Source organism: Bradyrhizobium sp. ORS 111, assembly GCF_045571485.1.
Taxonomy (GTDB): domain Bacteria; phylum Pseudomonadota; class Alphaproteobacteria; order Rhizobiales; family Xanthobacteraceae; genus Bradyrhizobium.
Genome location: NZ_CP120701.1, coordinates 6,984,952 through 7,010,547, shown reverse-complemented (window position 1 = coordinate 7,010,547; position 25,596 = coordinate 6,984,952). Strand labels below are relative to the sequence as shown.

Here is a 25,596-nt window from a genome sequence, read left to right as displayed (position 1 = left end):
CGTTTCTCTACTTCTTCCCCAGCCCGAGCGTGTCGATCACCTTGCGCTCGGACTCGGTGACCTCGACCACGAATTTCTTGTAGTCCTCGGTGTTCTTGTAGTTCGGCACCATGTCGTATCTGGCGAGCGTTGCGATCACGGCGGGATCCTCGATCGCCTTCTTGAAGGCGTCGTGCAGCTTGGCCACGATCTTCGGATCCATGCCCTTCGGTCCGGCGATGCCGAACGGCGAATCGTAGACCATCGAGTAGCCGAGCTCGTTCAGCGTCGGCACGTCGGGATAGTTCGGCGAACGCGCGCCGGTCCACACCATCAACAGCCTGAGCTTGCCGGCATCGACCAGCGGCCGCCAGCCGGTGGAATCGGCCTGCAGCATGGTGTGCTGGCCGAGCACCGCGGCGTTGGTCTCGGCGCCGCCCTTGAACGGCACCTGCGTCAGCTTGATGCCGGCCTTGGCCGCGATCTGCTCCATGCCGACATGCAGCGAGGTCCCCGTCCCCGGCGTCGCATAGGTCACCTTGCCGGGATTTTTCTTGGCGAAGTCGACCACGTCCTGCCAGGTCTTGAACTGCGACTCGGCATTGGTGGTGATGCCGAAGGTATAGCCGGTGAGATGGATGATGTAGGAGAAGTCCTTCGCCGGATCCCAGGACACTTCCTGCATCAGGGGTAGCCGGAACACGGTGATCGGGACCTGCGCGATGGTGTAGCCGTCGGGCTTGGCGGTCGCGGCCATCGTGGCCGGACCCACGGTGCCGCCGCCGCCCGCCTTGTTGTCGACCGCGATCGGCTGGCCCAGCACCTTCGAGGCGCTCTCGGCGATCGCGCGCATCGAGATGTCGGTCGAGCCGCCCGCCGGCCAGGGCACGATCAGCGTGATCGGCTTGGTCGGATAATCCTGGGCGTGCGCTGCGGCCGACACGAGCATGCCGGCGGCGGCGAGCAGGACCATCAAGCGATTGCAATGGGACATCTCGATCTCTCTCCCTTGCGGCCGCGTTGCATTTCGTGGCCGAGTCTTGCGTTGACTTCGATCGTCCTCGTCATGGCGGGGACGTGAAACCGCATTGGACAGAACGGAGCACGCAACGGAAGAGCCAATGTCCCGCATGCGACAATTGGCCTGCCGCAACCTGCCGAGAGGCGGAATTCGCTCGCCGCTGATTTGCCGAGACTGGCGGCGTTTGGCAGCAGCCCCGCACGCTTGACTGCCCGCGCCGATGCGCGCGCGCCGCGTTTGGTCAAGTGGATAATGATGGGAACTCAAGGGGCTCGGCGGCTTGCGACATCCGGCGCTTCCGGTCATCATGCGCGCCCGCCCGCCGCCGGAACCCTGCTTGACAGATGACGCCATCGCCTGATGCCACCGACGACGCGGTGATCCGTGCATTTGCCGGCTTGCCAGCGCTGCTCGACCGGGCCCCGGCGCTGATCGCCCGCGGCCGGCTGCTCGATTGCGACTGCCGCCTTGGCCCGATGGATCATCCTTGCTACGCGACGATCCGCGGCGGGCGCATCGTCGAGCTCACGCCGGCTCCCGTCCTGATGCGCTCCTGGCGCTTCTCCTATCGCGCGACGGCCGTCGCCTGGATGGCCTATTGGCAGGCCGAGCCGAAGCCCGGCTGGCACGACTTGCTGGCGCTGACCAAGCGCGGCGAGGCGGTGCTGGAAGGCGACCTGCATCCTTTCATGACGCATCTGCAGTATTTCAAGGACCTGCTCGCGCTACCGCGGGCCAAGGCCGAGGCGGCCGCATCATGAACGGCGATATCGAGCCGATGGTCGGCCGCTACGTTCACGTCGAGATCGGCGGCGAGCTGCACCGCATCTATTTCGAGGAAAACGGCTCGGGCATTCCGCTCGTTTGCCTGCACACGGCAGGCTCCGACGCGCGGCAGTGGCGGCATCTGCTTGCTGACGCCGAGTTTGCCGAAAATTTCCGCATCATTGCCTTCGATATGCCCTGGCATGGCAAGTCGAATCCGCCGACAAGCTGGACCGGCGATGAATACCAGCTCACCACCGCTCGCTACACCGAGACCATCCGCGCCTTCTGCCGCGCGCTCAAGCTGGAAAAGCCGGTGGTGATGGGCTGCTCGATCGGCGGCCGCATCGTACTCAACCTTGCGATCGAACATGCAGCCGAGTTCCGGGCGCTGATCGGATTGGAGGCCGCCGACTTCCAGGCGCCGTGGTACGACACGAGCTGGCTGAACCGTCCCGACGTCCATGGCGGCGAAGTTTGCGCCGCGCTGGTGTCGGGCCTGATCGCCCCGCAGAGCTCCGAGGCGGCGCGAATGGAGACGCTGTGGGCCTACAAGCAGGGTGGTCCCGGCGTGTTCAAGGGCGACCTCTACTTCTATCGGGTGGACGGCGACCTGCGGGGCCGGGTCGGGTCAATCGATACTAAAGTATGCAAGCTCTATCTGCTCACGGGCGAGTATGATTTCTCCTGCACGCCTGAGGACACCAGGCGGACGGCAGCGGCAATAGGGGGCGCCAACGTCACGATCATGGAGAAGCTCGGTCATTTCCCGATGAGCGAGAATCCCGACCAGTTTCGCCGCTATATCGCACCCGTCCTCGCCGAGATCCTCGCGCATTCACCGACCGTTTCCATGCAAGGAGTAAACGTATGACACGCAATTACCTGTTCGGCTTCGCGCTCGCCGCCGCGCTCTGCGCGGGCCAGGCGCAGGCCGAGGAGCTGACCGGCACGCTGAAGAACATCAAGGAGACCGGTGCCATCACGCTCGGCTACCGCGATTCCTCGATTCCCTTCTCCTATCTCGACGACAACCAGAAGCCCATCGGCTACGCCATGGACATCTGCTACAAGATCGTCGATGCCGTGAAGAAAGAGCTGAAGCTCGACAAGCTCGAGGTCAAGCTCACCCCGGTGACCTCGGCCACGCGCATCCCGCTGATGGCCAACGGCACCGTCGATCTCGAATGCGGCTCGACCACCAACAATGCCGAGCGCCAGAAGCAGGTTTGGTTCACCAACACCCACTTCCTGACCGCAAGCCGCTACGTCACCAAGAAGGCAAGCAAGATCAACTCGATTGACGACCTGAAGGGCAAGACGGTGGTCTCGACCGCCGGCACCACCAACATCAAGCAGCTCACCGAAGCCAATGTCGAGCGCAAGCTCGGCGCCAATATCATCCCGGCCAAGGATCACGCCGAAGCCTTCCTGATGGTGGAGACCGACCGCGCGGCGGCGTTCGTGATGGACGACATCCTGCTGGCGAGCCTGGTCGCCGGCTCGAAGTCGCCCGGCGACTACGTGATCTCCAAGGATGCGTTCTCGAAGCCGGAGCCCTACGGCATCATGCTGCGCAAGGACGACGCGCCCTTCAAGAAGGTCGTCGACGCCGCGACCGCGGCGCTCTACACCAGCGGCGAGGGCAAGAAGATCTACGACAAGTGGTTCACCCAGAAGATTCCGCCGAAGGGCCTGAACCTCAACGTGCCGCTGGGGCCGGAGCTGGAGCACGAATTCGCCAAGCCGTCCGACTCGCCCGATCCAGCTTCGTACAAGTAAGCTGACGAAGAGGAATCGTGTAAGCTTCGAGGCACAAGAGCTGCTTTCGTTGCCTCTCCCCGCAAGCGGGGCGAGGCAACGAGAAAGAGATGCGCAAGTCCGGCCATTTTTGGAGGAGAATGGCCGGACATTTGCATAGACGTCATGCTCGCAGTTGACGTAATGCGTGATCGGCGCGATTGCGCGGGGGACCCGTGAACTACAATTGGAACTGGCATATCTTTCTTGAGCCGAACCCGATGGGGACCGGCACCTATCTCGACCTGTTGCTGGCGGGATTGGTGGTCACCGTCGAGGTGTCGCTGCTCGCCTGGATCATCGCGCTGATCACCGGCTCCGTGATCGGGGTGATGCGCACGCTGCCGTCGCGGACGGCCTCGGCGATCGGCTTCGCTTACGTCGAATTCTTTCGCAACATGCCGCTGCTCGTGCAGCTCTTCCTGTGGTTCTTCGTGCTGCCCGAGTTGCTGCCGAAATCCGCCGGGCTGTGGCTGAAGCAACTGCCCAACGCGCCGTTCTGGACCGCCGCGGTCGGTGTCGGCCTGTTCATGTCGGCGCGCGTCGCCGTCCAGTTGCAGGCCGGCATTGCCTCATTGCCGCGCGGACAGAGTCAGGCCTCGACCGCGCTCGGCCTCACCACGGTGCAGACCTATCGCTACGTGCTGCTGCCGATGGCGTTCCGCATCATCCTGCCGCCGCTGACCTCCGAATTCCTCAACACCATCAAGAACAGCGCGGTCGCCATCACCATCGGCCTGTTGGAGCTGACCGGCGAGGCCCGCTCGATGCAGGAGTTCTCGTTCCAGGTGTTCGAGGCGTTCACCGCGGCGACCGTGCTCTACCTGCTGCTCAATTTCGTCGTGGTGACCGCGATGCGCTTTCTCGAGCGCCGCGTGGCGATCCCTGGCTATATCGCGGGGAAATGACGATGATCGGCAGTTTCGATTTCGACGTCATCCGCCGCGCGCTGCCCTATCTGTTCCTGGAGGGCATGCGGTTCACGCTGACCTTAACGGCGCTTGCCGCGTTCGGCGGCCTTGTGTTCGGCACGCTGATCGCCCTGATGCGGCTGTCCGGCTACAAGCTGCTCGGGCGCATCGCCGGCCTTTATGTCGACTTCATACGTTCGCTGCCGCTGGTGCTGGTGATCTTCTGGTTCTACTTCCTGGTCCCGTATATCGGGCAGTGGCTGACCGGCGCGTCGCGGCCGATCACGGTCGGCGCCTTCGCCTCCTCGCTGATCACCTTCATTGTATTCGAGGCGGCGTATTTCTCCGAGATCATGCGCGCCGGCATCCAGTCGATCTCGAAGGGCCAGCCGGCCGCGGCCAGCGCGCTCGGTCTGACCTACGGCCAGACCATGCGCTACGTCGTGCTGCCGCAGGCCTTCCGCAACATGTTGCCGGTGCTGCTGACGCAGACGATCGTCTTGTTCCAGGACACCTCGCTGGTCTACGTGCTGTCGATCACCGATTTCCTCGGCGCCGCCAGCAAGGTCGCCCAGCGCGACGGCCGCCTGGTCGAGATGTATCTGTTCGCGGCGCTGGTCTACTTCGTCATCTCCTCTGTCGCATCCATCGCCGTCCGCCGCCTGCAGGCGCGGATCGCTATCGTCAGATAGGCTCCGCCATGTTGCTTTTGATTCGAGGCACGAACTCCTTCACCTCTCCCGCCTGGAGAGGTCGGCGCGTAGCGCCGGGTGAGGGGAGCCGGTCCATCGATGGAGCTAAACCCCTCACCCGGATCGCTGACGCGATCCGACCTCTCCCCAAGGGAGAGGTGTCAAAGCCGTATTCGCTGCAACCTTGAGTCAGGCATGATCGAGATCAAGCACGTCAACAAATGGTACGGGCCGAGCTTCCAGGCGCTGAAGGACTGCACCACCAGCGTCGCCAAGGGCGAGGTGGTGGTGGTCTGCGGCCCGTCCGGTTCGGGCAAGTCGACCCTGATCAAATGCGTCAACGCGCTGGAGCCGATCCAGGGCGGCGAGATCATCCTCGACGGCGTCAAGGTCAACGATCCCAAGACCGACCTGCCCAAGCTGCGCTCGCGGGTCGGCATGGTGTTCCAGCATTTCGAGCTGTTTCCGCACCTGCGGATCATCGACAATCTCTGCCTTGCGCAAGAGAAGGTGCTGGGCCGCAAGCATGACGATGCCGTCGCCAAGGGCAAGAAGCTGCTCGATCGCGTCGGGCTGACGGAGCATGCGGCCAAGTATCCGGCCCAGCTCTCGGGCGGCCAGCAGCAGCGCGTCGCGATCGCCCGCGCGCTGGCGATGGACCCGATCGCCATGCTGTTCGACGAGCCGACCTCGGCGCTCGATCCCGAGATGATCAGCGAGGTGCTCGACGTGATGGTGGATCTCGCCCGCGACGGCATGACCATGATGGTGGTCACCCACGAGATGGGCTTTGCCAACAAGGTCGCCGATCGCGTGATCTTCATGGATCGCGGCGAGATCGTGGAAGATGCCAAGAAGACCGATTTCTTCGGCAAGCCGCGCAGCGACCGGGCACAGAAATTCCTGTCGAAGATCTTGTCGCACTAGGGTTGCGGCGAGGCCTGCCTGTCGTCATTGCGAGCCAACGGGTCGCGCGAATGCGCGCCCGATGACAGGCTCCGCGAAGCATCCAACTGTCCACGGACGTGGAGGGATGGATTGCTTCGTCGCTGCTGCTCCTCGCAATGACGAATGATCGGCGACGGGGTTTATCCGCGTTAACAATTTGCGTATACGAAGGCCTGAAAACCGCCCTTCGTCCGCAGGAGAACTCGCGTGGAAAAGATCGCTTACGTCAACGGCTCGTTCGTGCCGCATTCCGAGGCCAAGGTCTCGGTGTTCGACCGCGGATTCCTGTTCGCCGACGGCATCTACGAGGTGGCTGCGGTGCTCGAGGGCAAGCTGATCGACAACGCCTCGCACCTGGCGCGGCTGGAGCGTTCGGTCGGCGAGATCAAGCTGGCGCTGCCGGAGAGCCTGGCGCGGATCGAGGAGATCCAGAAGGAACTGGTCACGCGCAACAACCTCGTCAACGGCATGGTCTATCTCGAGGTCACCCGCGGGGCCGACAAGGGCCGCGATTTCGCCTTCCCGAAGGCGGACGTCAAGCCGACCCTGATCATGTTTACGTCCGAGAAGGACATCATCAACGCGCCGTCGGCGAAGACCGGCATCAACGTCATCACCGTGCCCGACATCCGCTGGACGCGGCGCGACATCAAGAGCGTGGCACTGCTGGCGCAGGTGCTGGCCAAGCAGGCCGCGGCCGAAGCCGGCGCCGGCGAGGCCTGGATGATCGAGGACGGCAAGGTCACCGAGGGCGGCTCGTCGTCCGCCTTCATCGTCACCAAGGACGACGTCATCGTGACGCGGCAGAACGGCAACGAGATTCTGCCCGGTTGCACGCGCAAGGCGGTGGTCAAGCTCGCCGAGGAGCGCCAGCTTCGCATCGAGGAGCGCGCCTTCACAGTCGAGGAGGCACTTGCCGCCAAGGAAGCCTTCATCACCAGCGCGTCGGTGTTCGTGCAGGGCGTGGTCGCGATCGACGGCAAGAAAGTCGGCGGCGGCAAGGTCGGCCCGATGACCGACCGCCTGCGCGAGATCTACGTCGAGTTTGCCAGGGCGACGGCGGTTTGATCTTTCCACATGTGGTGTCATCGCCCGGCTTGACCGGGGAATCCATCTCGCTTCGACGAAATTAGACCCGTCATCCTGAGGCGCGAGCGGAGCGAGCCTCGAAGGATGCACGGCCCGAGTTGGGCCGTCGCCCTTCGAGACGCGCGTTCCGCGCTCCTCAGGGTGACGGTCAGGGAGCGAAGCAAGCTACTCCTCACGCCGCCTTCGCCTTTACCGGATGCACGGCACGGAAGCCGATCGCGATCCGGTTCCAGGCGTTGATCGCGCCGATCAGCGTGGTCAGGTTGACCAGCTCGGCGTCGGAGAACTGGGCGCGCACCGCCTCGTAGTCGGCGTCGGGGGCGTGCGTTTCAGAGATCAAAGTCAGTGCTTCGGTCCAGGCCAGGGCCGCGCGCTCGCGCTCGCTGTAGAGCGGCGACTCCCGCCAGGCGTTGAGCAGATAGAGCCGCTGCTCGGTCTCGCCATGCTTGCGCGCGTCCTCGGTGTGCATGTTGATGCAGTAGGCGCAGCCGTTGATCTGGGACGCGCGGGTCTTGACCAGCTCGATCAGCGACTGCTCGAGTCCGCTTGCACAGATCTGGTTCTCTACCGCGACCAGCGCTTTGATGGTCTCCGGTGCGGCCTGGTAGAAGTTCATGCGGGGCTTCATGGTCGTTCTCCGTTTCGGTTGGGGGTTGATGTCTAGTGGGCTCCGCCGCCGGCAAGATGGCCGGGTTTCTTCAGGAACAGTGCCGCGATCAGCGCGACGATCAGGGCGGCGCCGAGCAGATAGAAGGTGTCGCTGAAGGCGAGAATGAACGACTGTTTCTGCACGATCTTGCCGATGGCGACGATCGCGCGGCTGGTGGCATCCGCCTGGTTGGCGATGCCGTGGCTCATGAAGTACTGCGTGAGCTGCGCGATCCGTGTGCGGGTGGCCTGCTCGAACAGCGAGACCGACTCGCTCAGCACGTTGGAATGAAACTGCTCGCGCTTGGTCAGCACGGTCTGCAACACCGCGATGCCGACGGCGCCGCCGAGATTGCGCATCATGTTGAACAGGCCGGAGGCGGAGCCGGCGTTCTCCGGCTCGATCCCTGCGGTTGCCACCGCCGATAACGGAGCCATCACCAGCGCCTGGCCGACCGCGCGAACGATGTTGGGCCAGAATAGTTGGTCGGTGGCGTAGTCGTTCGTCATATAAATGTTCATGAAGTTGGAGCCTGCGAACAGCGCGAAGCCGATCGTGATCAGGATGCGGGGGTCGAAGCGCTGCATCAGCCGCGGCACCAGCGGGATCAGCACGAGCTGCGGCAACCCGGTCCACGCCAGCACCATGCCGATCTGCTCGGCGTTGTAGCCCTGGATGCGCGACAGATACTGCGGCAGGATGAAGACCGAGCCGTACAGCGCGATGCCGAGCAGGAAATTCGCGAGCATGCCGAAGCCGAAATTGCGGCGGATGAGCAGGCGCAGATTGAGCAGCGGCTTCTCGACGGTGAGCTCGATCACCAGAAAGGCGGTCAGCGCGACGGCTGCGATCACCGACAGGCGGACGATGAAGGGCGAGCCGAACCAGTCGTCCTTGTTGCCTTCCTCGAGCACGGTCTGCAATGCGGCAAGGCCGATTGCCATGGTGATGATGCCAAGCCAGTCGCCTTGGCGGAGCAGCGACAGCTTCATCGGGCTCGCGTCGAGCGAGACATAAAGCATGCCGATCATGATCGCGCCCGGCACCAGGTTGACATAGAAGATGTACTGCCAGCCCCAGTTCTCGGTCAGGTAACCCCCGATGGTCGGGCCGATCGCCGGCGCAAACGTCGCCGACAGCGCGAACAGCGCGAGCCCGATCGGCTGCTTCGCCTTCGGCAGCAGCGTGATGATCAAGGTGAACGCCATCGGGATCAGCACGCCGCCGGTGAAGCCCTGCACGGCGCGCAGCGCGATCATCTGCGGCAGGTCCTGCGCCAGCGCGCACGCCGCCGAGAACACCAGGAACAGGAACGCGTTGACCAGCAGATATTTGCGCACCGAGAACACCTGCGCGAGCCAGCCGCTCAAGGGGATCACGATGATCTCGGCGATCAGATAGGAGGTCGAGATCCAGCCGCCGTCATCGATGCCGGCGCCGATCGCGCCTTGCACGTCGGCAAGCGAGGCGTTGACGATCTGGATGTTGAGCACCGCCATGAAGGCGCCGAGGGTGGCGCCGACCACGGCGATCCAGGTCCTGGCGGGGATCGCGGGCGCCGTAGGAGCTGCCTGCGGGCCATTGAGATCGGCGGCATTGGCTGCATTGAGTGTGGGCTGGAGCGCGGTCATTGGGGTCGTCCGTTGCTTACGACGAAGCATGCATTAGGCGGCTGGTTTCGATAATCGAGGAAATGCTGGAAGCATTGTCCGATCGAGATTGATAATTCGGCAGTCGCGCCGCTCGCTGTCTCAATGAGCGCGTAAGGCGAGCACACCTTTCAGGCTCCCTCCCCCCTTGCGGGGGAGGGCGGGGAGAGGGGTGCGCCGCGGGCGCTGACCTCAGAGGAGCGCGATCGCTCCAAGTTCTGCACAGCCGGACAGCCGCGTTCTCGCGATCCGTCGAACGTCAGCGCAAGTAACACCCCTCTCCCCAACCCTCCCCCGCAAGGGGGGAGGGAGCCCTGCCACCGGTTGTTTGGCGCGAAGAAAGGATGCGTTGCGGGATCGGCGACCGATGAAGATTGACAGCGCTTGATCCGTCAGCGCCTTAGCTGCCACCGTTGCCACGGCCTGTCGCCGCATCCGCCGCAAGATGCTTGCGGGCCTCGCGCTCGGCGAGCACGGTTGCTTTGGTGTTGACGGTCGGGATCGCCGACATGCCGGGGCGCAGCAGGCCGGCGAGCTTGTTGTCGTCGAGCATGATCTTGACCGGCACGCGCTGCACGATCTTGGTGAAGTTGCCGGTGGCGTTGTCGGGCGGCAGCAGCGCGAACTCCAGCCCGCTTGCCGGCGACAGGCTGTCGACATGGCCCTTCAGCGTGGTGTTGCGGAAGCTGTCGATGGTGAGTTCGACCGGCTGGCCGTTGCGCACATGGGTGAGCTGGGTCTCCTTGAAATTGGCAACCACATAGACCGCATCGAGCGGCACCACCGCCATGAGCTGCGTGCCGGCCTGCACATACTGGCCGACGCGCAGCGTGCGGGCGCCGACCGTGCCGTCGACCGGCGCGGTGATCGCAGTGTATGACAGGTTCAATTCGGCCTGCTGCTCGACTGCGCGGGCACGCTCAACCTGCGCCGTGGCCTGGGCGCGCTGCGTGGACAACACGTCGACCTTGCGCTCGGCGGCCGCGAGGCCGGACTTCGCACCTTGCAGTTGCGCGGTGCTGGAGCGTAGCGCGGCGTCGGTCTGTTGTGCGCGCTGCACCGTGCCAGAGCCCGTCTTCATCAAGTCGTCGTAGCGAGCACGCTCTTCCTGGGCGAATTTCAGATTGGCTTCGGCGGCGGTGACGTCGGCCTTGCCTTGCTCGATCACCGGTTGCTGCAAGGCGAGTTGCGCATCGATGTTGCGCACCGACGCTTCGGCCGCAGCAACATCGGCCTTGGCCTGGTTGAGCGCGGCGCGGTAATCGCGGTGGTCGATCCGGGCCAGCAACTGCCCGGCCTTCACCGGCTGGTTGTCGGTGACCAGCACCTGCGCGATGTAGCCCGACACCTTCGGCGCGATGATCGTGGAGTCCGCCTTCACATAGGCGTCATCAGTCGATTCGAGGTAGCGGCCGGTGGTGATGTAGCTGTAGCCGAAATCGCCGGCGGCAGCGACGCCCAGCGCCGCCGCTAGTCCGAGCGCTGCGCGCTTGATCGCCCTCCGCGACGGGCGTAGGCCGATTTTTGTAGTGTCGTCAGAGACATAGCTGGTTGCTGACATGGCATCCTCCGGATCGATGCGCGCGTCCTCTTGCCTAAGTGCGCCGATTCCAGCCTCTAGATGCAATGTTCTCCCCGCTGTGATAATCCCGATAAAACTGGAAGCATTATCAAGCCAGCACGAATAATTCGGGCCTTGCCGAATGGATCGCCTGACCAGTCTGACCGCCTTTGTCCGGGTCGTGGACGCCGGCGGGTTTTCCGCGGCCGGCCGCAAGCTCAACATGTCCACGACCATGGTCAGCAACCACATCCAGTCGCTGGAGGACCGGCTCGGCGTGCGGTTGCTCAACCGCACCACGCGCAAGGTCAGCCTGACCGAGGTCGGCCAGGCCTACTACGACCGCTGTGTCCAGATTCTCGCCGACATCGAGCAGGCCGACGACATCGCGGGCGCGCTGCAATCGGTGCCGCGCGGCACGCTGCGCATCTACACCAACACCCACGTCGTCCAGTTCCTGTCGCCCGCGGTCGCCGAATTTCTGGCGACCTACCCGGAGGTCAAGGTCGACCTGGCGATCGGCGAGCGCAACGTCGACCTGATCGACGAGAACTACGATCTCGCGGTGCGCATGATCCCGCCGCCCGATTCCAGCCTGATCGTGCGCAGCATCGCCACCTGGCGTCACGTTCTGTGCTGCTCGCACGGCTATATCGAGCAGCACGGCAAGCCCGAGCAACTCGCTGATCTGGCGGCGCGCAACTGCATCCGCCACGCCAATTATCCCTATGGCGACGACTGGCACTTCGTCGATCGCAAGGGCACGCCGGCGTCGGTACGGGTCTCCGGCAATCTCGTCGCCAACAGCGGCGAGACGCTGAAGCTGGCTGCGCTGGCCGGCGTCGGCGTTTTCCTCGCGGCGGGCTTTCTCGTCCGTGACGAGCTCGAATCGGGACAGCTCGTTCGTCTGTTGCCGGAATACCGGCCGGTCGAGTTCACGATGAACGCGGTCTATCCGCATCGCCATCATCTGTCGGCGAAGGTGCGGACCTTCATCGATCTCCTCGTGCACCACGCCACCGAGCAGCAGAAGCTGATCAACCCGTATTCGTGACGGATTGGAGGGAGAGCCGCGCGCACAACGCACTCACCGTTACCCTGAGGAGCGCGTCTCGAAGGGTCGACGGTCCCGCTGTGGCCGATTCATCCTTCGAGGCTCGCCCAGGGCGCAAGCGCGCCGCAAGGCTCGCACCTCAGGATGACGGGTCCGGCGGCAGTCGGGTGGGCAATGGCGCGTTAGCAGTGTGCCCGCCATCACGTGTCGTGCTCGCGGGAGTGGGCACGCTGCGCTTTGCCCACTCTGCGGCTCTACGGTTTCAGCAACAGCTTCTGCACTCGCCAGTTCAACAGCTCCGCAACGTACAGCACGTTCTCGGATGGACAGGCGATCTCGTGGACCCAACCGAATTGCTTGAGCTGCTTGCCGGACTGGCCGAGCATGCCGAGCACCTTGCCGTCGAGCGAGAGCTTGTAGATGCGGCCCGGCCACGGGTCGGAGCTGTACAGCACCTGATGCGGCGGCGGGGTGATGCAGATCGCCCAGGGCGAACCCGGCGCGAATGTGCCGCCCGCCATCATCGCCTCGTCGGGTATCTTGCCGATCGCGGGCTTGGCGTCGGATGGCACCGGCACGTCGATCACGATCTGGCGCAGGAACTTGCCGTCGCCGTCGAACACCTGGATGCGGTGGTTGCCGCGGTCGGCGACGTAGACGTTGCCGTTGGCATCGGTCGCAATCGAATGCGGCGTGTTGAACTGGCCTGGCTCCTTGCCGCGCTCGCCCCATGACTTCAGCCAGTTGCCGTCCTTGTCGATCTTGGCGACGCGCGAATTGATGTAGCCGTCGCTGATGAAGGTGTTGCCGGCGTTGTCCCACGTGACATCGGTGACCTGACGGAAGCGGCCATCCTCGGCCGGCAGCGGCGGCTTCGGGTGTTTCAGCGGTCCGGTTTCCTCGTCGGATGCCTCCTGCTTGCGGCCGAACACCATGGCAACGCGGCCTTCGGGGTCGAACTTGATCACCATGTCCGAGCCCTTGTCGGTCACCCAGACATTGTCCTCGGGATCGACCTTCACGGCATGAGCAAACGACCAGGCGTAGAGGTTCTTGCCGATCTCCCTGAGGTACTTGCCCTGCGCGTCGAATTCGAGCAGTTGCGCCGCGGCGGCCGCGTAGGCCGGGCCGCTGGTGTTGCCGCGCGACAGCACGAAGACGTGCCCCTTGGAATTGACCGAGACGCCCGAGGCCTCGCCGAAATACACGTTCGGCGGCAGCTTCAGCGGATGAGGCACCGACTCGAAGGCGATGGTGGGAACGGCCTGCTGTGCGAACGCCTGCGGCGCGAGCAGCAGCATCAATCCGGCGAGCCAGTGCCTCATGCGATCCTCCCACATCCGGCTACGTCGCCGCGCATGCTAGTCGATGGTCCGATGGTGCGCATGCGGATGCCGCGTCATGCCGGCTCGGCATCCCTTGCATGGCGCGTCGCCACGCCGCCGGCGAGAGCCGCTCTGGCACAAGGTGATCGAGGATGCGGGCATCAAGGGGAGCTAGGCCGCATGCGCGAAAATGACGATCACATTTTTTGCGTCGCAACGTTGGAACGCTGATTCCGGACGCAACGAACGGGTTCCTGAATCGTTGATTGTAGGGATCATGCTGTGCGTCGTCGAAGAGTCCGTCATGTGGATCTTGTTGCTGCTGCCGTTCGCGGGCCTGCTCTGGGTGCCGTTCTACAATTTCACCGAGCCGTCGCTGTTCGGCTTCCCCTTCTTCTATTGGTATCAGTTCGCCTGGGTACCGATCACCTCGCTGCTGATCTGGCTGGTCTATCGCAGCCGCACACCTGACGAGACGCGGTGAGGGATGCTATGACCGATCAGATCGCGTGGGTCGCGCTCGCCGTCTTCGCTTTCTTCTTCGCGCTCGTCACCGTGATGGGTTTTGTCGCCGCGCGCTGGAAATCCGGCACGATCAGTGAGCATCTCGACGAATGGGGGCTCGGCGGCCGCCAGTTCGGCACCTGGATCACCTGGTTCCTGGTCGGCGGCGATTTCTACACCGCGTACACTGTGATCGCGGTGCCCGCGCTGGTCTATGCGGTCGGCGCCTACGGTTTCTTCGCGCTGCCCTACACCATCATCGTGTATCCGTTCGTCTTCGCCGTGATGCCGCTGTTGTGGAAGAAGGCGCACGCCGGCGGCCACGTCACTGCCGCCGATGTCGTCCATGCCGCCTATGGCTCGCGCGGCCTCGAGCTCGCGGTGGCGCTGACCGGAATGGTCGCGACCATGCCCTATATCGCGTTGCAACTGATCGGCATGGAGGTCGTGATCAAGGCGATGGGGCTCTCCGGCGAGCTGCCGATCATCGCCGCTTTCGTGATCCTCGCGCTCTACACCTATAGCTCCGGCCTGCGCGCGCCCGCGCTGATCGCCTTCGTCAAGGACATCATGATCTACATCGTGGTGCTGACAGCCGTGATCGTGGTGCCGGCGAAGCTCGGTGGCTATGGCGCGGTGTTCTCGGCCGCCAACGACGCCTTCGCGGCGAAGGGCGGCACCACCGGGCTGACGCTGAAGCCCGGGCAGTATCTGCCGTATGCGACCCTGGCGCTGGGATCGGCGCTCGCCGCCTTCATGTATCCGCACACGCTGACCGGCGTGTTCGCCTCGAAGTCGGCGGACACCATCCGCAAGAACGCGATCCTGCTGCCGGCCTATACGCTGCTGCTCGGCCTGATCGCGCTGCTCGGCTACATGGCCTACGCCGCCAACATCAAGGTGGCTTCGCCAAACGACGTGGTGCCGATGCTGTTCAAGGTGCTGTTTCCGGAATGGTTCGCCGGCTTCGCCTTCTCCGCGATCGCGATCGGCGCGCTGGTGCCGGCGGCGGTGATGAGCATCGGCGCCGCCAACCTGTTCACCCGCAATGTCTGGAAATCCTACGTCAATCCGCGCATTTCCGATGCCGGCGAGGCTGCCGTCGCCAAGATCACCTCGCTGGTGGTGAAGATCGGCGCGCTCGCCTTCATCCTGTTCTTGCCGACGCAATACGCGCTCGACCTGCAACTGCTCGGCGGGCTCTGGATCGTGCAGACGCTGCCGGCCCTGGTGTTCGGCCTGTTCACCACCTGGTTCCGCGGCTTGGCGCTGCTGCTCGGCTGGGCAGTCGGCATCGGCTGGGGCACGTGGACGGCATGGCACAACGGACTGAAACCGCTCGCCAGCATCTCACTCGGGGATGCCAGCTACTCCTTCTATGTCGGCCTCGGCGCGCTGCTGCTCAACGTCGTCGTGGCTGTGCTCGCAACCATCGTGATCGGCTGGCTGTCACCCGCCAACCGCGGCGCGCTGGTCGAGTCCTGAACCGCCGTCATGATGCGCCGGGTCTGAGGCGAGCCGCGCGGTCAGCCGCGCGACCTCCGCCTTGGTCCTGGCGATGGCGGCGTCCTTCACCGGGCCATAGCCTCTGATCTCGAGCGGCGCCTTTGCCAGCGCGACGAGTTCGGGCAAGTGCATCACGTCGAGCTTGCCGAGCATGGTGTCGATCAGCGTCTCGTACCAGGTGATCAACGCGCGCTCGGCGCGGCGCTCCGCCGCATAGCCGAACACGTCGAACGCGGTGCCGCGCAGTCCCTTGAGCTTTGCCAGCAATCGCAGCGGCGTCTGGATCCATTGGCCGAACGCGCGCTTGCGCGGCCGGCCCCGCGCATCGCGCCGCGCCGGCAGCAAGGGCGGTGCGAGATGATACCGCACTGTGAAGTCGCCATCGAATTCGCGGCCGATCTCCTCGAGGAAGCCCGTCTGCATATGCAGCCGCGCCACCTCATACTCATCCTTGTAGGCCATCAGCTTGAAAAGAGCGCGGGCGACGGCCTCGGTGAGAGGGAGGTCCTGCTTGATTGACTCGGCCTCGCCACGGGCTTGCTGCACCTCTCCCGCTTGCGGCGGAGGTCGCATCGCATCGAGAGATGCGATGCGGGTGGGGGCTTTCTCCACGACGGGACTCGTGGAGATACCCCCACCCCAGCCCTCCCCCGCAAGCGGGAGAGGGGACGTAGTGCCGTCGTGGTTGGCGATTGCCTCAAAACTCTGTGAGACGCCCAGCGCCGCCTCGGCGCGGCGGACGCGGTCGACGGTGGCGCGGTAGCGTGCGGCGTAGGCCTCGTCCTGATAGCTCACGAGAAAATCGGCGCGCCGCGCGATGACCTGCTCGAGCGTCTCGGGCGCGTCGCCGGTGGTATTCTCAGCCTTCGGCAGAAACTCCGGATCGGCGAAGGCGATGCGGCCCCAGGCCAACGCCATCTTGTTGCGCTCGACGGTGACGCCGTTGAGCTCGATCGCACGCGTCAGCGCCGCAAGCGACACTGGCACCAGCCCCTGCTGCCAGGCAAATCCCAGCATCATGATGTTGGCATAGACGCTGTCGCCGAGCAGCCGCTCGGCCAATGCGTTGGCGTCGAACGTGGAGAGATTGCCCGAGCCGATCGTCCGCCCTATGGCGCGCAGCCGCGCCGGCGAGGCGAGGTCGGCATCACGAAAACGGACCACGTCGCCGGTCGGCATCTCCGCGATGTTGACGGCGGCGCGCATGCCCTTGCGATAGGTGCCGGAGGCCTTGGCCGAGGAGCTCACCACGAGATCGCAGCCGATCAGCGCATCCGCTGCGCCCTGGTCGATCCGGACCTGATGCAGCGCGTCCGGCGTCGCCGCGAGCCTGAGATAGCTCAACACGGGGCCGAACTTCTGCGCAAAGCCGGTGAAGTCGAGCACCGAGATGCCGCACCCTTCGAGATGCGCGGCCATCGCGACGAGTGCGCCGACCGTGATGACGCCGGTGCCGCCGACGCCGGTGACGAGAAGGTCATAGGGCCGCTCCAACGCCGCAAGCTCCGGCACGGGCAGCGCGGCCGCGCGCGGCAGCGGATCGATCGTGCTTGCCGTCTTTGTCCGCCGCTTACCGCCCTCGATGGTGACGAAGCTCGGGCAGAAGCCGTTGAGGCAGGAGAAATCCTTGTTGCAGGTCGAGAGATTGATCTTGCGCTTGCGGCCGAACGGCGTCTCTTTCGGCTCGACGCTGAGACAGTTCGATTCCACCGAGCAGTCGCCGCAGCCTTCGCAAACGAGGTCGTTGATGTAGGCGAAGCGCGGGGGATCGGCGATCTGGCCGCGCTTGCGCCGCCGTCGCTTTTCGGTGGCGCAGGCCTGCTGGTAGATCAGCACGGTGACGCCGGGAATTGCGCGCAGCTCGCGTTGCACGGCATCCAGCTCGTCGCGGGAATGGATGGTGACGCCGGCGGGCAGATCGGCCGGCGAGACATGCGCGGGCTCGTCGGACACCAGCGCGATCCGCGACACGCCTTCGGCGCGGACACTGTGGGCGATGGCCTGCACGCTGACCGGGCCGTCGACCGGCTGGCCGCCGGTCATCGCCACCGCATCGTTGAACAGGATCTTGTAGGTGATGTTGGCCTTCGCCGCGATCGCCTGCCGGATCGCCATCGAGCCGGAGTGATAGTAGGTGCCTTCGCCGAGATTCTGGAAGACATGTCGGTTGCCGGTGAATTTCGATGACGCCGCCCAGTTGACGCCTTCGCCGCCCATCTGAATCAGCGAGGAAGTCTCGCGGTCCATCCAGCTCGCCATGAAGTGGCAGCCGATCCCGGCCAGCGCCTTGGAGCCCTCGGGCACCTTTGTCGAGGTGTTGTGCGGGCAGCCCGAGCAGAAATACGGCGTCCGTGTCGCGCCTGATACAGTGATGATGCGATCCTGCTCGGGCGTCAGTGCGGCAACGCGGCGGGCGAGCTGCAACTCCGGAAACATCGGATCGAGCCGGCGTGCCAGCACGCCGGCCAGCATGCGCGGCGACAATTCGCCGGTCCACGAGATCAGCCGGGCCCCTTGCTCGTCGTGTTTGCCGACCATCCGCTCCGGCTTGGCGCCGGGATAATCGTAGAAATATTCCTTGAACTGGCTTTCGATGATGCCGCGCTTCTCCTCGACCACGAGGATCTCGCGCTTGCCCTTCACGAACTCCATCGCGTCGTGCAGCGCCAGCGGCCACACCATGCCGACTTTGTAGATGTCGATGCCGATGCGGCGGCAACTGGCTTCATCGAGGCCGACCAGCCGCAACGCCTCCATCAGGTCGAGATGCGCCTTGCCTGTGGTGACGATGCCGTAGGTCGCGTGCTTGATGTCGTAGATGTGGCGGTCGATCGGATTGGTCTTGGCGAAGGCATAGACCGCGTGCTTCTTCGCCTCCAGCCGCTCCTCGATCTGCGGCCCCGGCAGATCCGGCCAGCGATAGTGCAAGCCGCCGGGCGGCGGCACGAACTCCGGCGGCGTAAAGACGCGCGGCGGCCGCAGCTCGACGGAAGCGCCGGATTCCACGATCTCGGAGATCGCCTTGAAGCCGACCCACATCCCGGAGAAGCGGCTCAGCGCGTAGCCGTACTCGCCGAAGGCGAGATACTCGCCGACATCGGCCGGATGCAGTGTCGGCATGAACCAGCTCATGAAGGCGACATCGGACTGATGCGGCATCGACGACGATACGCAGCCATGATCGTCGCCGGCGACGACAAGCACGCCGCCATGCGGCGACGAGCCGTAGGCATTGCCGTGCTTCAGGGCATCGCCTGAACGATCGACGCCGGGCCCTTTGCCGTACCAGAGCCCGAACACGCCATCGACTTCGCGGTCTGTCTGCGTCTCCACCTGCTGCGAGCCGAGCACGGCGGTCGCGGCGAGGTCCTCGTTGACCGCGGGCAGGAATTCGATGCGGTTGTCCTTCAACTGCTGTGTGATCTTCCAGAGCTCGAGATCAACGCCGCCGAGCGGCGAGCCGCGATAGCCGGAAATGAAGCCAGCGGTGTTCAAGCCGGCGGCGCGATCGCGCCGTGCCTGGTCGAGCGCGATGCGAACGATCGCCTGCGTGCCGGTGAGGAAGACGCGGCCCTGCTGGCGGGTGTAGCGGTCGGAGAGCTGATAGGCGTCAAGCTGCGGCATCTGGCCCATGACTGACCCCTTGGGAATCGCGATGTGATCTCAGCGGACACGCTACGCCTGAGGGCCTGGTAGGTCTTACCTATCTGTTCCGATCTAAAGCCGATTCAGGTAGAAGATTGCGACAATCGCCAGATTTCGACAAGATCTACCAGATTGGAGCCTGGTCATGGTTGAAGAGCAGGACGAGAAGATTCTCGCCGAACTGCAAAAGGATGGCCGTGCCACCAATCAGCAGCTTGCCGAAACCGTCGGCATGTCGACCTCGGCCTGCTGGCGCCGCGTGCGCGCACTTGAAGAGTCCGGCGTGATCGAAGGCTACGCGGCGCTGGTTAAGCGCGAGCAGGCGGGCTTTGCGACCTCGGCGATCCTGCACGTCTCGCTGGAGCGGCACGACGTGAAATTCGTCGACGAATTCGTCGCCCGCGTCACCAAGCGCCGCGAGGTGCTGGAATGTTTCGCGACCACCGGTGATGCCGACTATCACCTCCGTGTCGTCGTGCGCGACATGGACGCCTACAACCAATTCCTCGACGAATTCATGTTCCGCATCCCCGGCATCCGCACTGTCCGCACCAACGTGATCCTGAAGGAGATCAAGACCGGCGTAGCGCTGCCGTTTTGATGAGATTGGCTGTTGCGATGTCGCGACATGCACGATGTCGTCCCGGCCTAGTGCGCACTTGCGCACGGGACCGGGACCCATCACCACAAATGCTAATTGTTGCCCGATGCAAGAGCGACGAGTCCCTTCGCCGACATCCGCCGCGGCGTATGGGTCCCGGCTTTCGCCGGGACGACGGAGGGACAGTAGGATGGGTGGAGCGAAGCGATACCCATCATCGTGCCGCGGATATGAATTGGCGAGTATCGCTTCGCTCGAGCCGTCCCACGCTCATGGCCCGGGCTTCAACAGGATCATGAAGATAAGGACGTGGCTGACGAGCAGCAGCGGCACGTAGAGTGCCGGAATGTAGATGCCTGCGCCGAACTGCCCGGGGTCTCCGAGCTTCACGCCCATGTAGTAGGCATTCAGAAGATCCAGCGTGCCCCAGACGTTGAAGATCCAGACCAGCGGAATGGCGATCGGCCAGCGCCAGGACAGGGCCGCCATCGAAAGCAGCGCAAGCACAGCCGCGATAAGGTCTCCCCATCCGATCTTGCTGGCGAAATCCGAGCTCAATTTTGGCGACACAAACCCGGCGACCATGAAGTTCATGCCGAGGAATCTGAATGCATGGAAAGCGGCAAGAAGTCTCAGGGCCTCGTAATACGGCATCGCGCTGATCGCGGGCCAGACATAGGTGATGGCCACCACCGCACTTGTCAGGAAGGCGCCGGCGACGCTGAGGACGAATGGAAGATTGAAGGTCGGTGGCACGGTCGGCTGTCCTTGTGATTGTCGGTCGGGGAGGTCGAACCCGTCGATCGGGTTCGACCTTGGCGGACGTTCAGGGTCTCGCGACGAGCAAGCGGAGCGGCAACAGCGGACCGACCGCGATGTAGTCGTGGTCCATCAGGTCTTGCTTGGCGAGCGGCAGGTCTTCCATGATCGCGTGTGCCTCGGCGGCATCCTTGGCATCGAGCAGGAAGACGGCGCCGCGCCCGTCGGAACGCGAATACCATTCACGAAGCTTGCCATTGAGATAGAGCTGCACGGTCTGCCGGATCTCGTCCGGCATCACCGCCATCACCTGGTCGCGTGTGACCCCCGCCTTGACGGTCAGGATGACCATCACGCCGGTGGTTGTCGGGGACGTGGCTTGTGTTTGGGCAAAGGATGAAGCGGTCATGGAGATGGCGCCTGTCAGGGTGAGGGTGAGTGCCAAGACGGTGTGACGGATGGCTTTCATGGGTCTCCTCCGTTCACGACGGTCGTCGTTGCAAATGGCAGCGCACCAAGCGGTACGGTCCATTTGCAGCTCGGATGTAGGACAGCTTTGCGCGAGCGACTATTCGCGATAATGTTGACGGGCCATGAAGCAGAACTTCACAGTCCGGCAGGGCGCGCTCGACGGAGTGGAGGCATTCCTCAGTGTCGCCCAGCATCGCAGTTTTCGCCGCGCGGCTGCCGAACTCGGGGTCACGCCATCGGCCATCAGCCAGGCGGTGCGCGCGCTCGAGGCGCGGGTCGGCGCCGTGCTCTTCATCCGCACCACCCGCAGCGTCGGCCTGACCGACGCCGGCGAACGGTTTCTGGCGCGCGCACGGCCGGCGTTCGAGGAGCTGATCGCCGCCAGCGGGGCGGCGCGTGAACTCGGGCAGCGACCGGCCGGGCTGTTGCGTCTCACCGTCCCGCGCTCGGTGGTGCCGATCCTGCTGGAGCCGTTGATCGCTTCGTTCTGCAAGGCCTATCCGGAGATTGAGCTCGAACTTGCCGCAAGCGAGGAGCTGGTCGACATCGCCGCCGAAGGTTTCGACGCCGGCATCAGAATGGGCCAGTTCATTGCTCCCGACATGATCGCGGTGCGCCTGACCAAGCCGCTGCCTTTCGCCATCGTCGGCAGCCCGGCCTATCTCGACCGCCGCGGCCGGCCCGAATCTCCCGACGATCTGCGCCAGCACGCCTGCTTGAGATTGCGACGATCGAACGGCGGGCTTGCGCCATGGCTGCTCAACGACGGCGGTCGTTCGATCGAGATTGCCGTATCGGGACCCTTCATCGCCTACGACTTTCCCACCATGCTCGGCGCAGCGGTGGAAGGCATTGGCCTTGCGCAAGTGCCTGCACCGCTGGCGGCCGGCGCCGTGAAGGCGGGAAAGCTCGTTCAGGTGCTGGCGCAGTTTGCGCCGATGACGCCGGGCGTGTTCCTCTACTATCCCAGCCACCGGCAGATCATGCCGAAGCTGCGCGCCTTCATCGATCACGTGAAGGGCGGCCTGGAGGCAGCGCGCTAGTCCGAATGCGTTGCCTCTTGGGGCGCGCCCCTCTGGCCGACAGCAATGACGGCGGGAGACATCGAGCCAGAGCTATTCCGCGTCGTCCCGGCCTAGTGCGCAATTGCGCACGGGGGCCGGGACCCATTACCCCAGATGTCAGTTGCCGCGCGGCGCTGCGGCCACGATCCCGTTCATCGGCAACTGCGGTGGTTATGGGTCCCGGCTTTCGCCGGGACGACGGTGGTGGACAGGTTGCGACATCAGTCCCGGCCTTCGCCGGGGCGACAGATGTGCACCTTCATCCCGTGGCGGAGACCGCAGTGCCGCGCCTCACACCCTCTCCTTCACGAACCTGTTGCGCAGGGTGCCGATGCCGGTGATGTCGATCTCGACCACGTCGCCATCTTTCAAGTCGGGCGAGGCGCCGTCGGTGCCCATCCAGATCACGTCTCCAGGCCACAGCGTGAAGTATTTGGTTAGCTCAACAATAAACGGCACGATGCCGAAGATCATCTCGTTGGTGCGGAAGCGGCCGGTCTCCTTGCCGTTGACCCGGATTGCGGTCTCCATCCGGTCGAGATCGACATCGGTCTCGATCCACGGGCCCATCGGCTTGAAGGTGTCGGCGTTCTTGGCGCGCCACAGGCCGCGATCGGCCTTCTGCCAGGTGCGCTCGGAGACGTCGTTGCCGATGGTGTAGCCGAACACACAATCCATCGCATTGGCTTCAGTGAGATGCTTGGCCTTCTTGCCGATCACGACGACGAGTTCGCCCTCGTAATGGATCTTCTCGGTCGCACTTGCCGGGATCACGACGTCCTCGTCATGGGCGATCAGCGCGTTCTGCGCGCGATAGCCGATCTCGGGGCGGTCGGGGATGTTGGGCACGGTGCCGGCCTTGTCGGCGGCTTCCTTGAGGTGCTTCAAATAGTTCAGTCCGACGCAGTAGAAGGTGCGCGGGATCAGCGGCAGCTCGATCTTCACGTCCTTCAGTGCATGGGTTTGCGAGGTCCTGCTCCACTCGCTGAGCGGATCGCCGTTGACGGTGACGACCTTGTCGCCCTCGAGGAGGCCCCAGGATGTCTTGCCTGCGGCGGTGAATTTGAGCCAGCGCATGATGGTGTCCTTCTATTCCGCGGCGACCTGCGGGCGGGTCTTCCAGGCGCCGGCGGCGGGACGCTTGAGGCCGAGATTTTCGCGCAGAGTCTTGCCGGCATAGTCCTTGTGAAACAGGCCGCGCTTCTGCAGTTCGGGCACCACATGATTGACGAAATCGGCATAGGAGCCGGGCACATAGCTCGCCGCGACGACGAAGCCGTCGCAGCCGCGGCCAACGAACATCTCTTCCAGCCGGTCGGCGATCTCCTTCGGTCCGCCGACGATTGCGTCCTGCACCTGGCCGCGGCCCGAGAAGGTGATGAAGTCGCGGGTCGAGGGATTGGTCTTGCCGGATGTGCGCAGCACGCCGTCGCGGATGCCGAGCATGCCTTGCATGCCCTGCAGTTCCTCGGTCGTCAGCGGCTCGTCGATCGGCTTGGCGCCGAAATCGAAGTTGAGACCCTCGGCGAGCAGCGACAGTGCGTCGATTTCGAGCGGCAGCTTCTGGATCACGGCCATCCGGTCCTCGGCCTCGGCCTTGGTGGCGCCGGTAACCGGCGTGATCAGGTTGCAGAGAAACATCTGGTCGGGATCGCGGCCGGCCTTGGCGGCTTCGCCCCGGATCGCATCATAGCCCTGCTTGGCGTTGGCGAGATTGCGCGACGCGGTGAAGATCACCTCGCCCCAGCGTCCGGCAAAGCGCTGGCCGCGGCCGGACGCGCCAGCCTGGATCACGACTGGATGGCCCTGCGGTGAACGCGGCACGGTGAACGGGCCGCGTGAGGTGAAGAACGCGCCCTTGTGGTCGAGCCGCTTCACCTTGGTCGGATCGGCGAAGCGGCCGCTTGTCCTGTCGATGATCAGCGAACCGTCTTCCCAGGAATCCCAGTGGCCGAGCACCACCTCCATGAATTCGTCGGCGCGGTCGTAGCGCAGATCGTGCTCGAGATGATGTTCCTTCCCCATGTTGAGCGCTTCGCCGTCGTTGACCGAGGTGACCACGTTCCAGGCGGCGCGGCCATTGGTCATCAGGTCGAGCGTGGCGAAGCGGCGGGCGACGTCGAACGGCTCGAAATAGGTGGTCGAGCAGGTCGAGGCGAGGCCGAGCTTCTCGGTGACCATGCCCATCGTGGTTAGCACCACGATAGGGTCCATCTTCACGCAGCGGATGCCGTATTCGACGGTGTGGGCATGATCGTTGCCGTAGCGGTCGGGCATCGCCAGGCGGTCGTCGAAGAACGCCATGTGGAACTTGCCGCGCTCCAGGATGCGCGCAATCTCCTGGTAGTAATCCGCCGACATCGAATCGTCGCGCGATTCCGGGTGGCGCCAGGAGCTTGGCAGATTGGTGCAGTTCTGCGCCTGCAAAAAGCCAACCAGCGCCATTTGCCGTGTCATGTCGTCCTCCTGTGTCCGGCGCTATTTCAGCGAAGCTCGAGGTCCTGGGCCAGCTCGTAGTCGGCGGCGAGTGCCTTCAGCTTCTCCCAGGTCGCATCCTCGATCTCGATGCCGTTCTTGCGCCGCTCGACTTCGCGCAGATATTCGACTTCGCCCGGATAGAACACGCCGCGGCTTCCTTCCGAGGGCGGCGTCGATTTCAGGTAGCGGGCGAAGTCGCCGACCTCCTTCCGGAAATCCTTGAGCGGGCGGAAGGCAGCGACGTTGAACACCGCCATGAAGCAGCCGTCGTTGTGCCGGCCGGTCGGCTCGACGCCGAAGCCGAGGCCGGTCAGCAATCCGCACAGCACCTCGACCATCGCGGCAAGCCCGGATCCCTTGTAGCCTTCGGTGCCGCCGAGCGGCAGCAGCGCGCCGCCCTTGCGATAGTCCTTCGGATCGGTGGTGTCGCGCCCCTCGGAATCGATGATCCAACCCTTGGGGATCTGCTCGCCGCGCGCCACCGCGAGCTGGATCTTGCCGGCGGCGACAGCGGAGGTCGCCATGTCCAGATAGAACGGCGCCTCGAGATCGGAGGGCACCGCGATCGAGATCGGGTTGGTGCCGAGCCGCGCCTCGCGTCCGCCGAACGGGGCGACATGCTTCGGCGACCGGCCGGAATCAGCGGCTGCAATCCCGATCATGCCCTCGCTCATCGCCATCATCGGGTAGTGCGCGAGACGCCCGACATGGCTCTGCCGGAACACGGTGCAGGCCGCGACATTGGCGGTCTTCGCCTTGTTGATGGTCATCTCCATCGCCTTGGCGTTGACGTGGAAGCCAAACCCCCAGTGGCCGTCGATCACGGTCGTGGTCGGGCTTTCCTGCACGATGGTCCACTTCGCGCCGGGGACGATGTGGCCCGCCTTGATGCGGTCGATATAGGTCGGGATTGCGATCACGCCGTGGGAATCGTGGCCGGCGAGGTTGGCGTTGACGCAGCCGGAGGCGACGGCGTTCGCCTCCTCATCCGATGCACCGGCGGCTTTCAAGAGCGCCGCGCCGATGCGCGTGAGACGGTCGGCCTGGACGATCGGCATGGGATTTCCTCGTGGTCGGCCCGCCCTGCGCGGGTCTTGCTTGCCCTCATGGTCTCAAAGCGCCGGG

The 25,596-nt window shown here is 64.4% G+C and carries 23 protein-coding genes; 12 read left to right on the top strand and 11 right to left on the bottom strand.

What is annotated here, in order from left to right; translation table 11 throughout:
- Positions 1-7: 7 nt before the first annotated feature.
- Positions 8-973, bottom strand: a complete 966-nt coding sequence (locus P6U30_RS32275; protein ID WP_407166782.1) for a Bug family tripartite tricarboxylate transporter substrate binding protein — start codon at positions 971-973, stop codon at positions 8-10.
- A gap of 371 nt (positions 974-1,344) precedes the next feature.
- Between P6U30_RS32275 and P6U30_RS32270 the strand changes: the two genes are divergently transcribed.
- From P6U30_RS32270 to P6U30_RS32240, 7 genes are all read left to right on the top strand, one after another.
- On the top strand, positions 1,345-1,761 hold the full coding sequence (locus tag P6U30_RS32270; protein ID WP_407166781.1) for a hypothetical protein: 417 nt from the start codon (positions 1,345-1,347) through the stop codon (positions 1,759-1,761).
- Positions 1,758-2,639, top strand: coding sequence for an alpha/beta fold hydrolase (locus P6U30_RS32265; protein WP_407166780.1), 882 nt, complete (start codon positions 1,758-1,760; stop codon positions 2,637-2,639). The genes P6U30_RS32270 and P6U30_RS32265 overlap by 4 nt, the downstream gene beginning before the upstream one ends.
- The gene (locus P6U30_RS32260; RefSeq protein WP_407166779.1) at positions 2,636-3,547 is read left to right on the top strand and encodes an amino acid ABC transporter substrate-binding protein; all 912 of its coding nucleotides are present in this window, start codon (positions 2,636-2,638) and stop codon (positions 3,545-3,547) included. The genes P6U30_RS32265 and P6U30_RS32260 overlap by 4 nt, the downstream gene beginning before the upstream one ends.
- Before the next feature lie 194 nt (positions 3,548-3,741).
- Positions 3,742-4,473 (top strand): amino acid ABC transporter permease, encoded by a 732-nt coding sequence (locus P6U30_RS32255; RefSeq protein ID WP_407166778.1) that lies wholly within the window; start codon positions 3,742-3,744, stop codon positions 4,471-4,473.
- Positions 4,474-4,475: 2 nt separating this feature from the next.
- Positions 4,476-5,168, top strand: coding sequence for an amino acid ABC transporter permease (locus tag P6U30_RS32250; protein WP_407166777.1), 693 nt, complete (start codon positions 4,476-4,478; stop codon positions 5,166-5,168).
- A 195-nt stretch (positions 5,169-5,363) separates the two neighbouring features.
- Positions 5,364-6,095: an amino acid ABC transporter ATP-binding protein gene (locus tag P6U30_RS32245; protein WP_407166776.1), complete on the top strand. Its 732-nt coding sequence runs from the start codon at positions 5,364-5,366 to the stop codon at positions 6,093-6,095.
- A gap of 228 nt (positions 6,096-6,323) precedes the next feature.
- Positions 6,324-7,184, top strand: a complete 861-nt coding sequence (locus tag P6U30_RS32240) for a D-amino-acid transaminase (protein ID WP_407166775.1) — start codon at positions 6,324-6,326, stop codon at positions 7,182-7,184.
- Between the two features lie 193 nt (positions 7,185-7,377).
- On the opposite strand, the gene P6U30_RS32235 is transcribed toward P6U30_RS32240, so the two are convergent.
- The 3 genes from P6U30_RS32235 to P6U30_RS32225 all read right to left on the bottom strand — a co-directional run bounded on the left by P6U30_RS32235 (position 7,378) and on the right by P6U30_RS32225 (position 11,064).
- Positions 7,378-7,833 (bottom strand): carboxymuconolactone decarboxylase family protein, encoded by a 456-nt coding sequence (locus P6U30_RS32235; RefSeq protein WP_407166774.1) that lies wholly within the window; start codon positions 7,831-7,833, stop codon positions 7,378-7,380.
- Positions 7,834-7,865: 32 nt separating this feature from the next.
- Positions 7,866-9,485: an MDR family MFS transporter gene (locus P6U30_RS32230; protein WP_407166773.1), complete on the bottom strand. Its 1,620-nt coding sequence runs from the start codon at positions 9,483-9,485 to the stop codon at positions 7,866-7,868.
- Positions 9,486-9,903: 418 nt separating this feature from the next.
- On the bottom strand, positions 9,904-11,064 hold the full coding sequence (locus P6U30_RS32225) for an HlyD family secretion protein (protein WP_407166772.1): 1,161 nt from the start codon (positions 11,062-11,064) through the stop codon (positions 9,904-9,906).
- A gap of 142 nt (positions 11,065-11,206) precedes the next feature.
- Here P6U30_RS32225 and P6U30_RS32220 point away from each other — a divergent pair, with 142 nt between their 5' ends.
- Positions 11,207-12,118, top strand: a complete 912-nt coding sequence (locus P6U30_RS32220; protein ID WP_407166771.1) for a LysR family transcriptional regulator — start codon at positions 11,207-11,209, stop codon at positions 12,116-12,118.
- A 254-nt stretch (positions 12,119-12,372) separates the two neighbouring features.
- Here the strand turns inward: P6U30_RS32220 and P6U30_RS32215 are convergent, their stop codons facing one another.
- On the bottom strand, positions 12,373-13,443 hold the full coding sequence (locus P6U30_RS32215) for a peptidyl-alpha-hydroxyglycine alpha-amidating lyase family protein (RefSeq protein WP_407166770.1): 1,071 nt from the start codon (positions 13,441-13,443) through the stop codon (positions 12,373-12,375).
- A 304-nt stretch (positions 13,444-13,747) separates the two neighbouring features.
- Here P6U30_RS32215 and P6U30_RS32210 point away from each other — a divergent pair, with 304 nt between their 5' ends.
- Positions 13,748-13,927: a DUF3311 domain-containing protein gene (locus P6U30_RS32210; RefSeq protein ID WP_407148516.1), complete on the top strand. Its 180-nt coding sequence runs from the start codon at positions 13,748-13,750 to the stop codon at positions 13,925-13,927.
- A gap of 8 nt (positions 13,928-13,935) precedes the next feature.
- Positions 13,936-15,432 carry a monocarboxylate uptake permease MctP gene (mctP, locus tag P6U30_RS32205; protein WP_407166769.1) on the top strand — a complete coding sequence of 499 codons (1,497 nt, stop codon included), beginning with the start codon at positions 13,936-13,938 and terminating at the stop codon, positions 15,430-15,432.
- Here the strand turns inward: mctP and P6U30_RS32200 are convergent.
- Complete coding sequence (locus P6U30_RS32200; RefSeq protein ID WP_407166768.1) at positions 15,397-19,086, bottom strand: indolepyruvate ferredoxin oxidoreductase family protein; 3,690 nt, start codon at positions 19,084-19,086, stop codon at positions 15,397-15,399. The two genes, mctP and P6U30_RS32200, sit on opposite strands and share 36 nt — an antisense overlap.
- A gap of 157 nt (positions 19,087-19,243) precedes the next feature.
- Between P6U30_RS32200 and P6U30_RS32195 the strand changes: the two genes are divergently transcribed.
- The gene (locus P6U30_RS32195; RefSeq protein ID WP_407166767.1) at positions 19,244-19,699 is read left to right on the top strand and encodes an Lrp/AsnC family transcriptional regulator; all 456 of its coding nucleotides are present in this window, start codon (positions 19,244-19,246) and stop codon (positions 19,697-19,699) included.
- Between the two features lie 270 nt (positions 19,700-19,969).
- Here the strand turns inward: P6U30_RS32195 and P6U30_RS32190 are convergent, their stop codons facing one another.
- Both P6U30_RS32190 and P6U30_RS32185 read right to left on the bottom strand, forming a co-directional pair.
- Positions 19,970-20,455 (bottom strand): hypothetical protein, encoded by a 486-nt coding sequence (locus tag P6U30_RS32190; protein ID WP_407166766.1) that lies wholly within the window; start codon positions 20,453-20,455, stop codon positions 19,970-19,972.
- A 70-nt stretch (positions 20,456-20,525) separates the two neighbouring features.
- Complete coding sequence (locus P6U30_RS32185) at positions 20,526-20,990, bottom strand: hypothetical protein (RefSeq protein ID WP_407166765.1); 465 nt, start codon at positions 20,988-20,990, stop codon at positions 20,526-20,528.
- 61 nt (positions 20,991-21,051) lie between these two features.
- Here P6U30_RS32185 and P6U30_RS32180 point away from each other — a divergent pair, with 61 nt between their 5' ends.
- Positions 21,052-21,972 carry a LysR family transcriptional regulator gene (locus tag P6U30_RS32180; RefSeq protein WP_407166764.1) on the top strand — a complete coding sequence of 307 codons (921 nt, stop codon included), beginning with the start codon at positions 21,052-21,054 and terminating at the stop codon, positions 21,970-21,972.
- A 312-nt stretch (positions 21,973-22,284) separates the two neighbouring features.
- Here P6U30_RS32180 and P6U30_RS32175 read toward each other — a convergent pair whose 3' ends face one another.
- Genes P6U30_RS32175 through P6U30_RS32165 form a run of 3 tightly spaced genes read right to left on the bottom strand, consistent with a single transcriptional unit; the run spans position 22,285 to position 25,529 of the window.
- Positions 22,285-23,070 carry a fumarylacetoacetate hydrolase family protein gene (locus tag P6U30_RS32175; RefSeq protein WP_407166763.1) on the bottom strand — a complete coding sequence of 262 codons (786 nt, stop codon included), beginning with the start codon at positions 23,068-23,070 and terminating at the stop codon, positions 22,285-22,287.
- Positions 23,071-23,082: 12 nt separating this feature from the next.
- Positions 23,083-24,450: an LLM class flavin-dependent oxidoreductase gene (locus P6U30_RS32170; protein ID WP_407166762.1), complete on the bottom strand. Its 1,368-nt coding sequence runs from the start codon at positions 24,448-24,450 to the stop codon at positions 23,083-23,085.
- Positions 24,451-24,476: 26 nt separating this feature from the next.
- The gene (locus P6U30_RS32165; RefSeq protein ID WP_407166761.1) at positions 24,477-25,529 is read right to left on the bottom strand and encodes an Ldh family oxidoreductase; all 1,053 of its coding nucleotides are present in this window, start codon (positions 25,527-25,529) and stop codon (positions 24,477-24,479) included.
- Between the last annotated feature and the right edge of the window lie 67 nt (positions 25,530-25,596).

Coding starts and splice junctions, on each gene's coding strand:
- P6U30_RS32275 (WP_407166782.1), bottom strand. CDS start 973: ATGTCCCATTGCAATCGCTTGATGGTCCTGCTCGCCGCCGCCGGCATG.
- P6U30_RS32270 (WP_407166781.1), top strand. CDS start 1,345: ATGACGCCATCGCCTGATGCCACCGACGACGCGGTGATCCGTGCATTT.
- P6U30_RS32265 (WP_407166780.1), top strand. CDS start 1,758: ATGAACGGCGATATCGAGCCGATGGTCGGCCGCTACGTTCACGTCGAG.
- P6U30_RS32260 (WP_407166779.1), top strand. CDS start 2,636: ATGACACGCAATTACCTGTTCGGCTTCGCGCTCGCCGCCGCGCTCTGC.
- P6U30_RS32250 (WP_407166777.1), top strand. CDS start 4,476: ATGATCGGCAGTTTCGATTTCGACGTCATCCGCCGCGCGCTGCCCTAT.
- P6U30_RS32245 (WP_407166776.1), top strand. CDS start 5,364: ATGATCGAGATCAAGCACGTCAACAAATGGTACGGGCCGAGCTTCCAG.
- P6U30_RS32235 (WP_407166774.1), bottom strand. CDS start 7,833: ATGAAGCCCCGCATGAACTTCTACCAGGCCGCACCGGAGACCATCAAA.
- P6U30_RS32230 (WP_407166773.1), bottom strand. CDS start 9,485: ATGACCGCGCTCCAGCCCACACTCAATGCAGCCAATGCCGCCGATCTC.
- P6U30_RS32225 (WP_407166772.1), bottom strand. CDS start 11,064: ATGTCAGCAACCAGCTATGTCTCTGACGACACTACAAAAATCGGCCTA.
- P6U30_RS32220 (WP_407166771.1), top strand. CDS start 11,207: ATGGATCGCCTGACCAGTCTGACCGCCTTTGTCCGGGTCGTGGACGCC.
- P6U30_RS32215 (WP_407166770.1), bottom strand. CDS start 13,443: ATGAGGCACTGGCTCGCCGGATTGATGCTGCTGCTCGCGCCGCAGGCG.
- P6U30_RS32210 (WP_407148516.1), top strand. CDS start 13,748: ATGTGGATCTTGTTGCTGCTGCCGTTCGCGGGCCTGCTCTGGGTGCCG.
- mctP (WP_407166769.1), top strand. CDS start 13,936: ATGACCGATCAGATCGCGTGGGTCGCGCTCGCCGTCTTCGCTTTCTTC.
- P6U30_RS32200 (WP_407166768.1), bottom strand. CDS start 19,086: ATGGGCCAGATGCCGCAGCTTGACGCCTATCAGCTCTCCGACCGCTAC.
- P6U30_RS32195 (WP_407166767.1), top strand. CDS start 19,244: ATGGTTGAAGAGCAGGACGAGAAGATTCTCGCCGAACTGCAAAAGGAT.
- P6U30_RS32185 (WP_407166765.1), bottom strand. CDS start 20,990: ATGGACCGTACCGCTTGGTGCGCTGCCATTTGCAACGACGACCGTCGT.
- P6U30_RS32180 (WP_407166764.1), top strand. CDS start 21,052: ATGAAGCAGAACTTCACAGTCCGGCAGGGCGCGCTCGACGGAGTGGAG.
- P6U30_RS32175 (WP_407166763.1), bottom strand. CDS start 23,070: ATGCGCTGGCTCAAATTCACCGCCGCAGGCAAGACATCCTGGGGCCTC.
- P6U30_RS32170 (WP_407166762.1), bottom strand. CDS start 24,450: ATGACACGGCAAATGGCGCTGGTTGGCTTTTTGCAGGCGCAGAACTGC.
- P6U30_RS32165 (WP_407166761.1), bottom strand. CDS start 25,529: ATGCCGATCGTCCAGGCCGACCGTCTCACGCGCATCGGCGCGGCGCTC.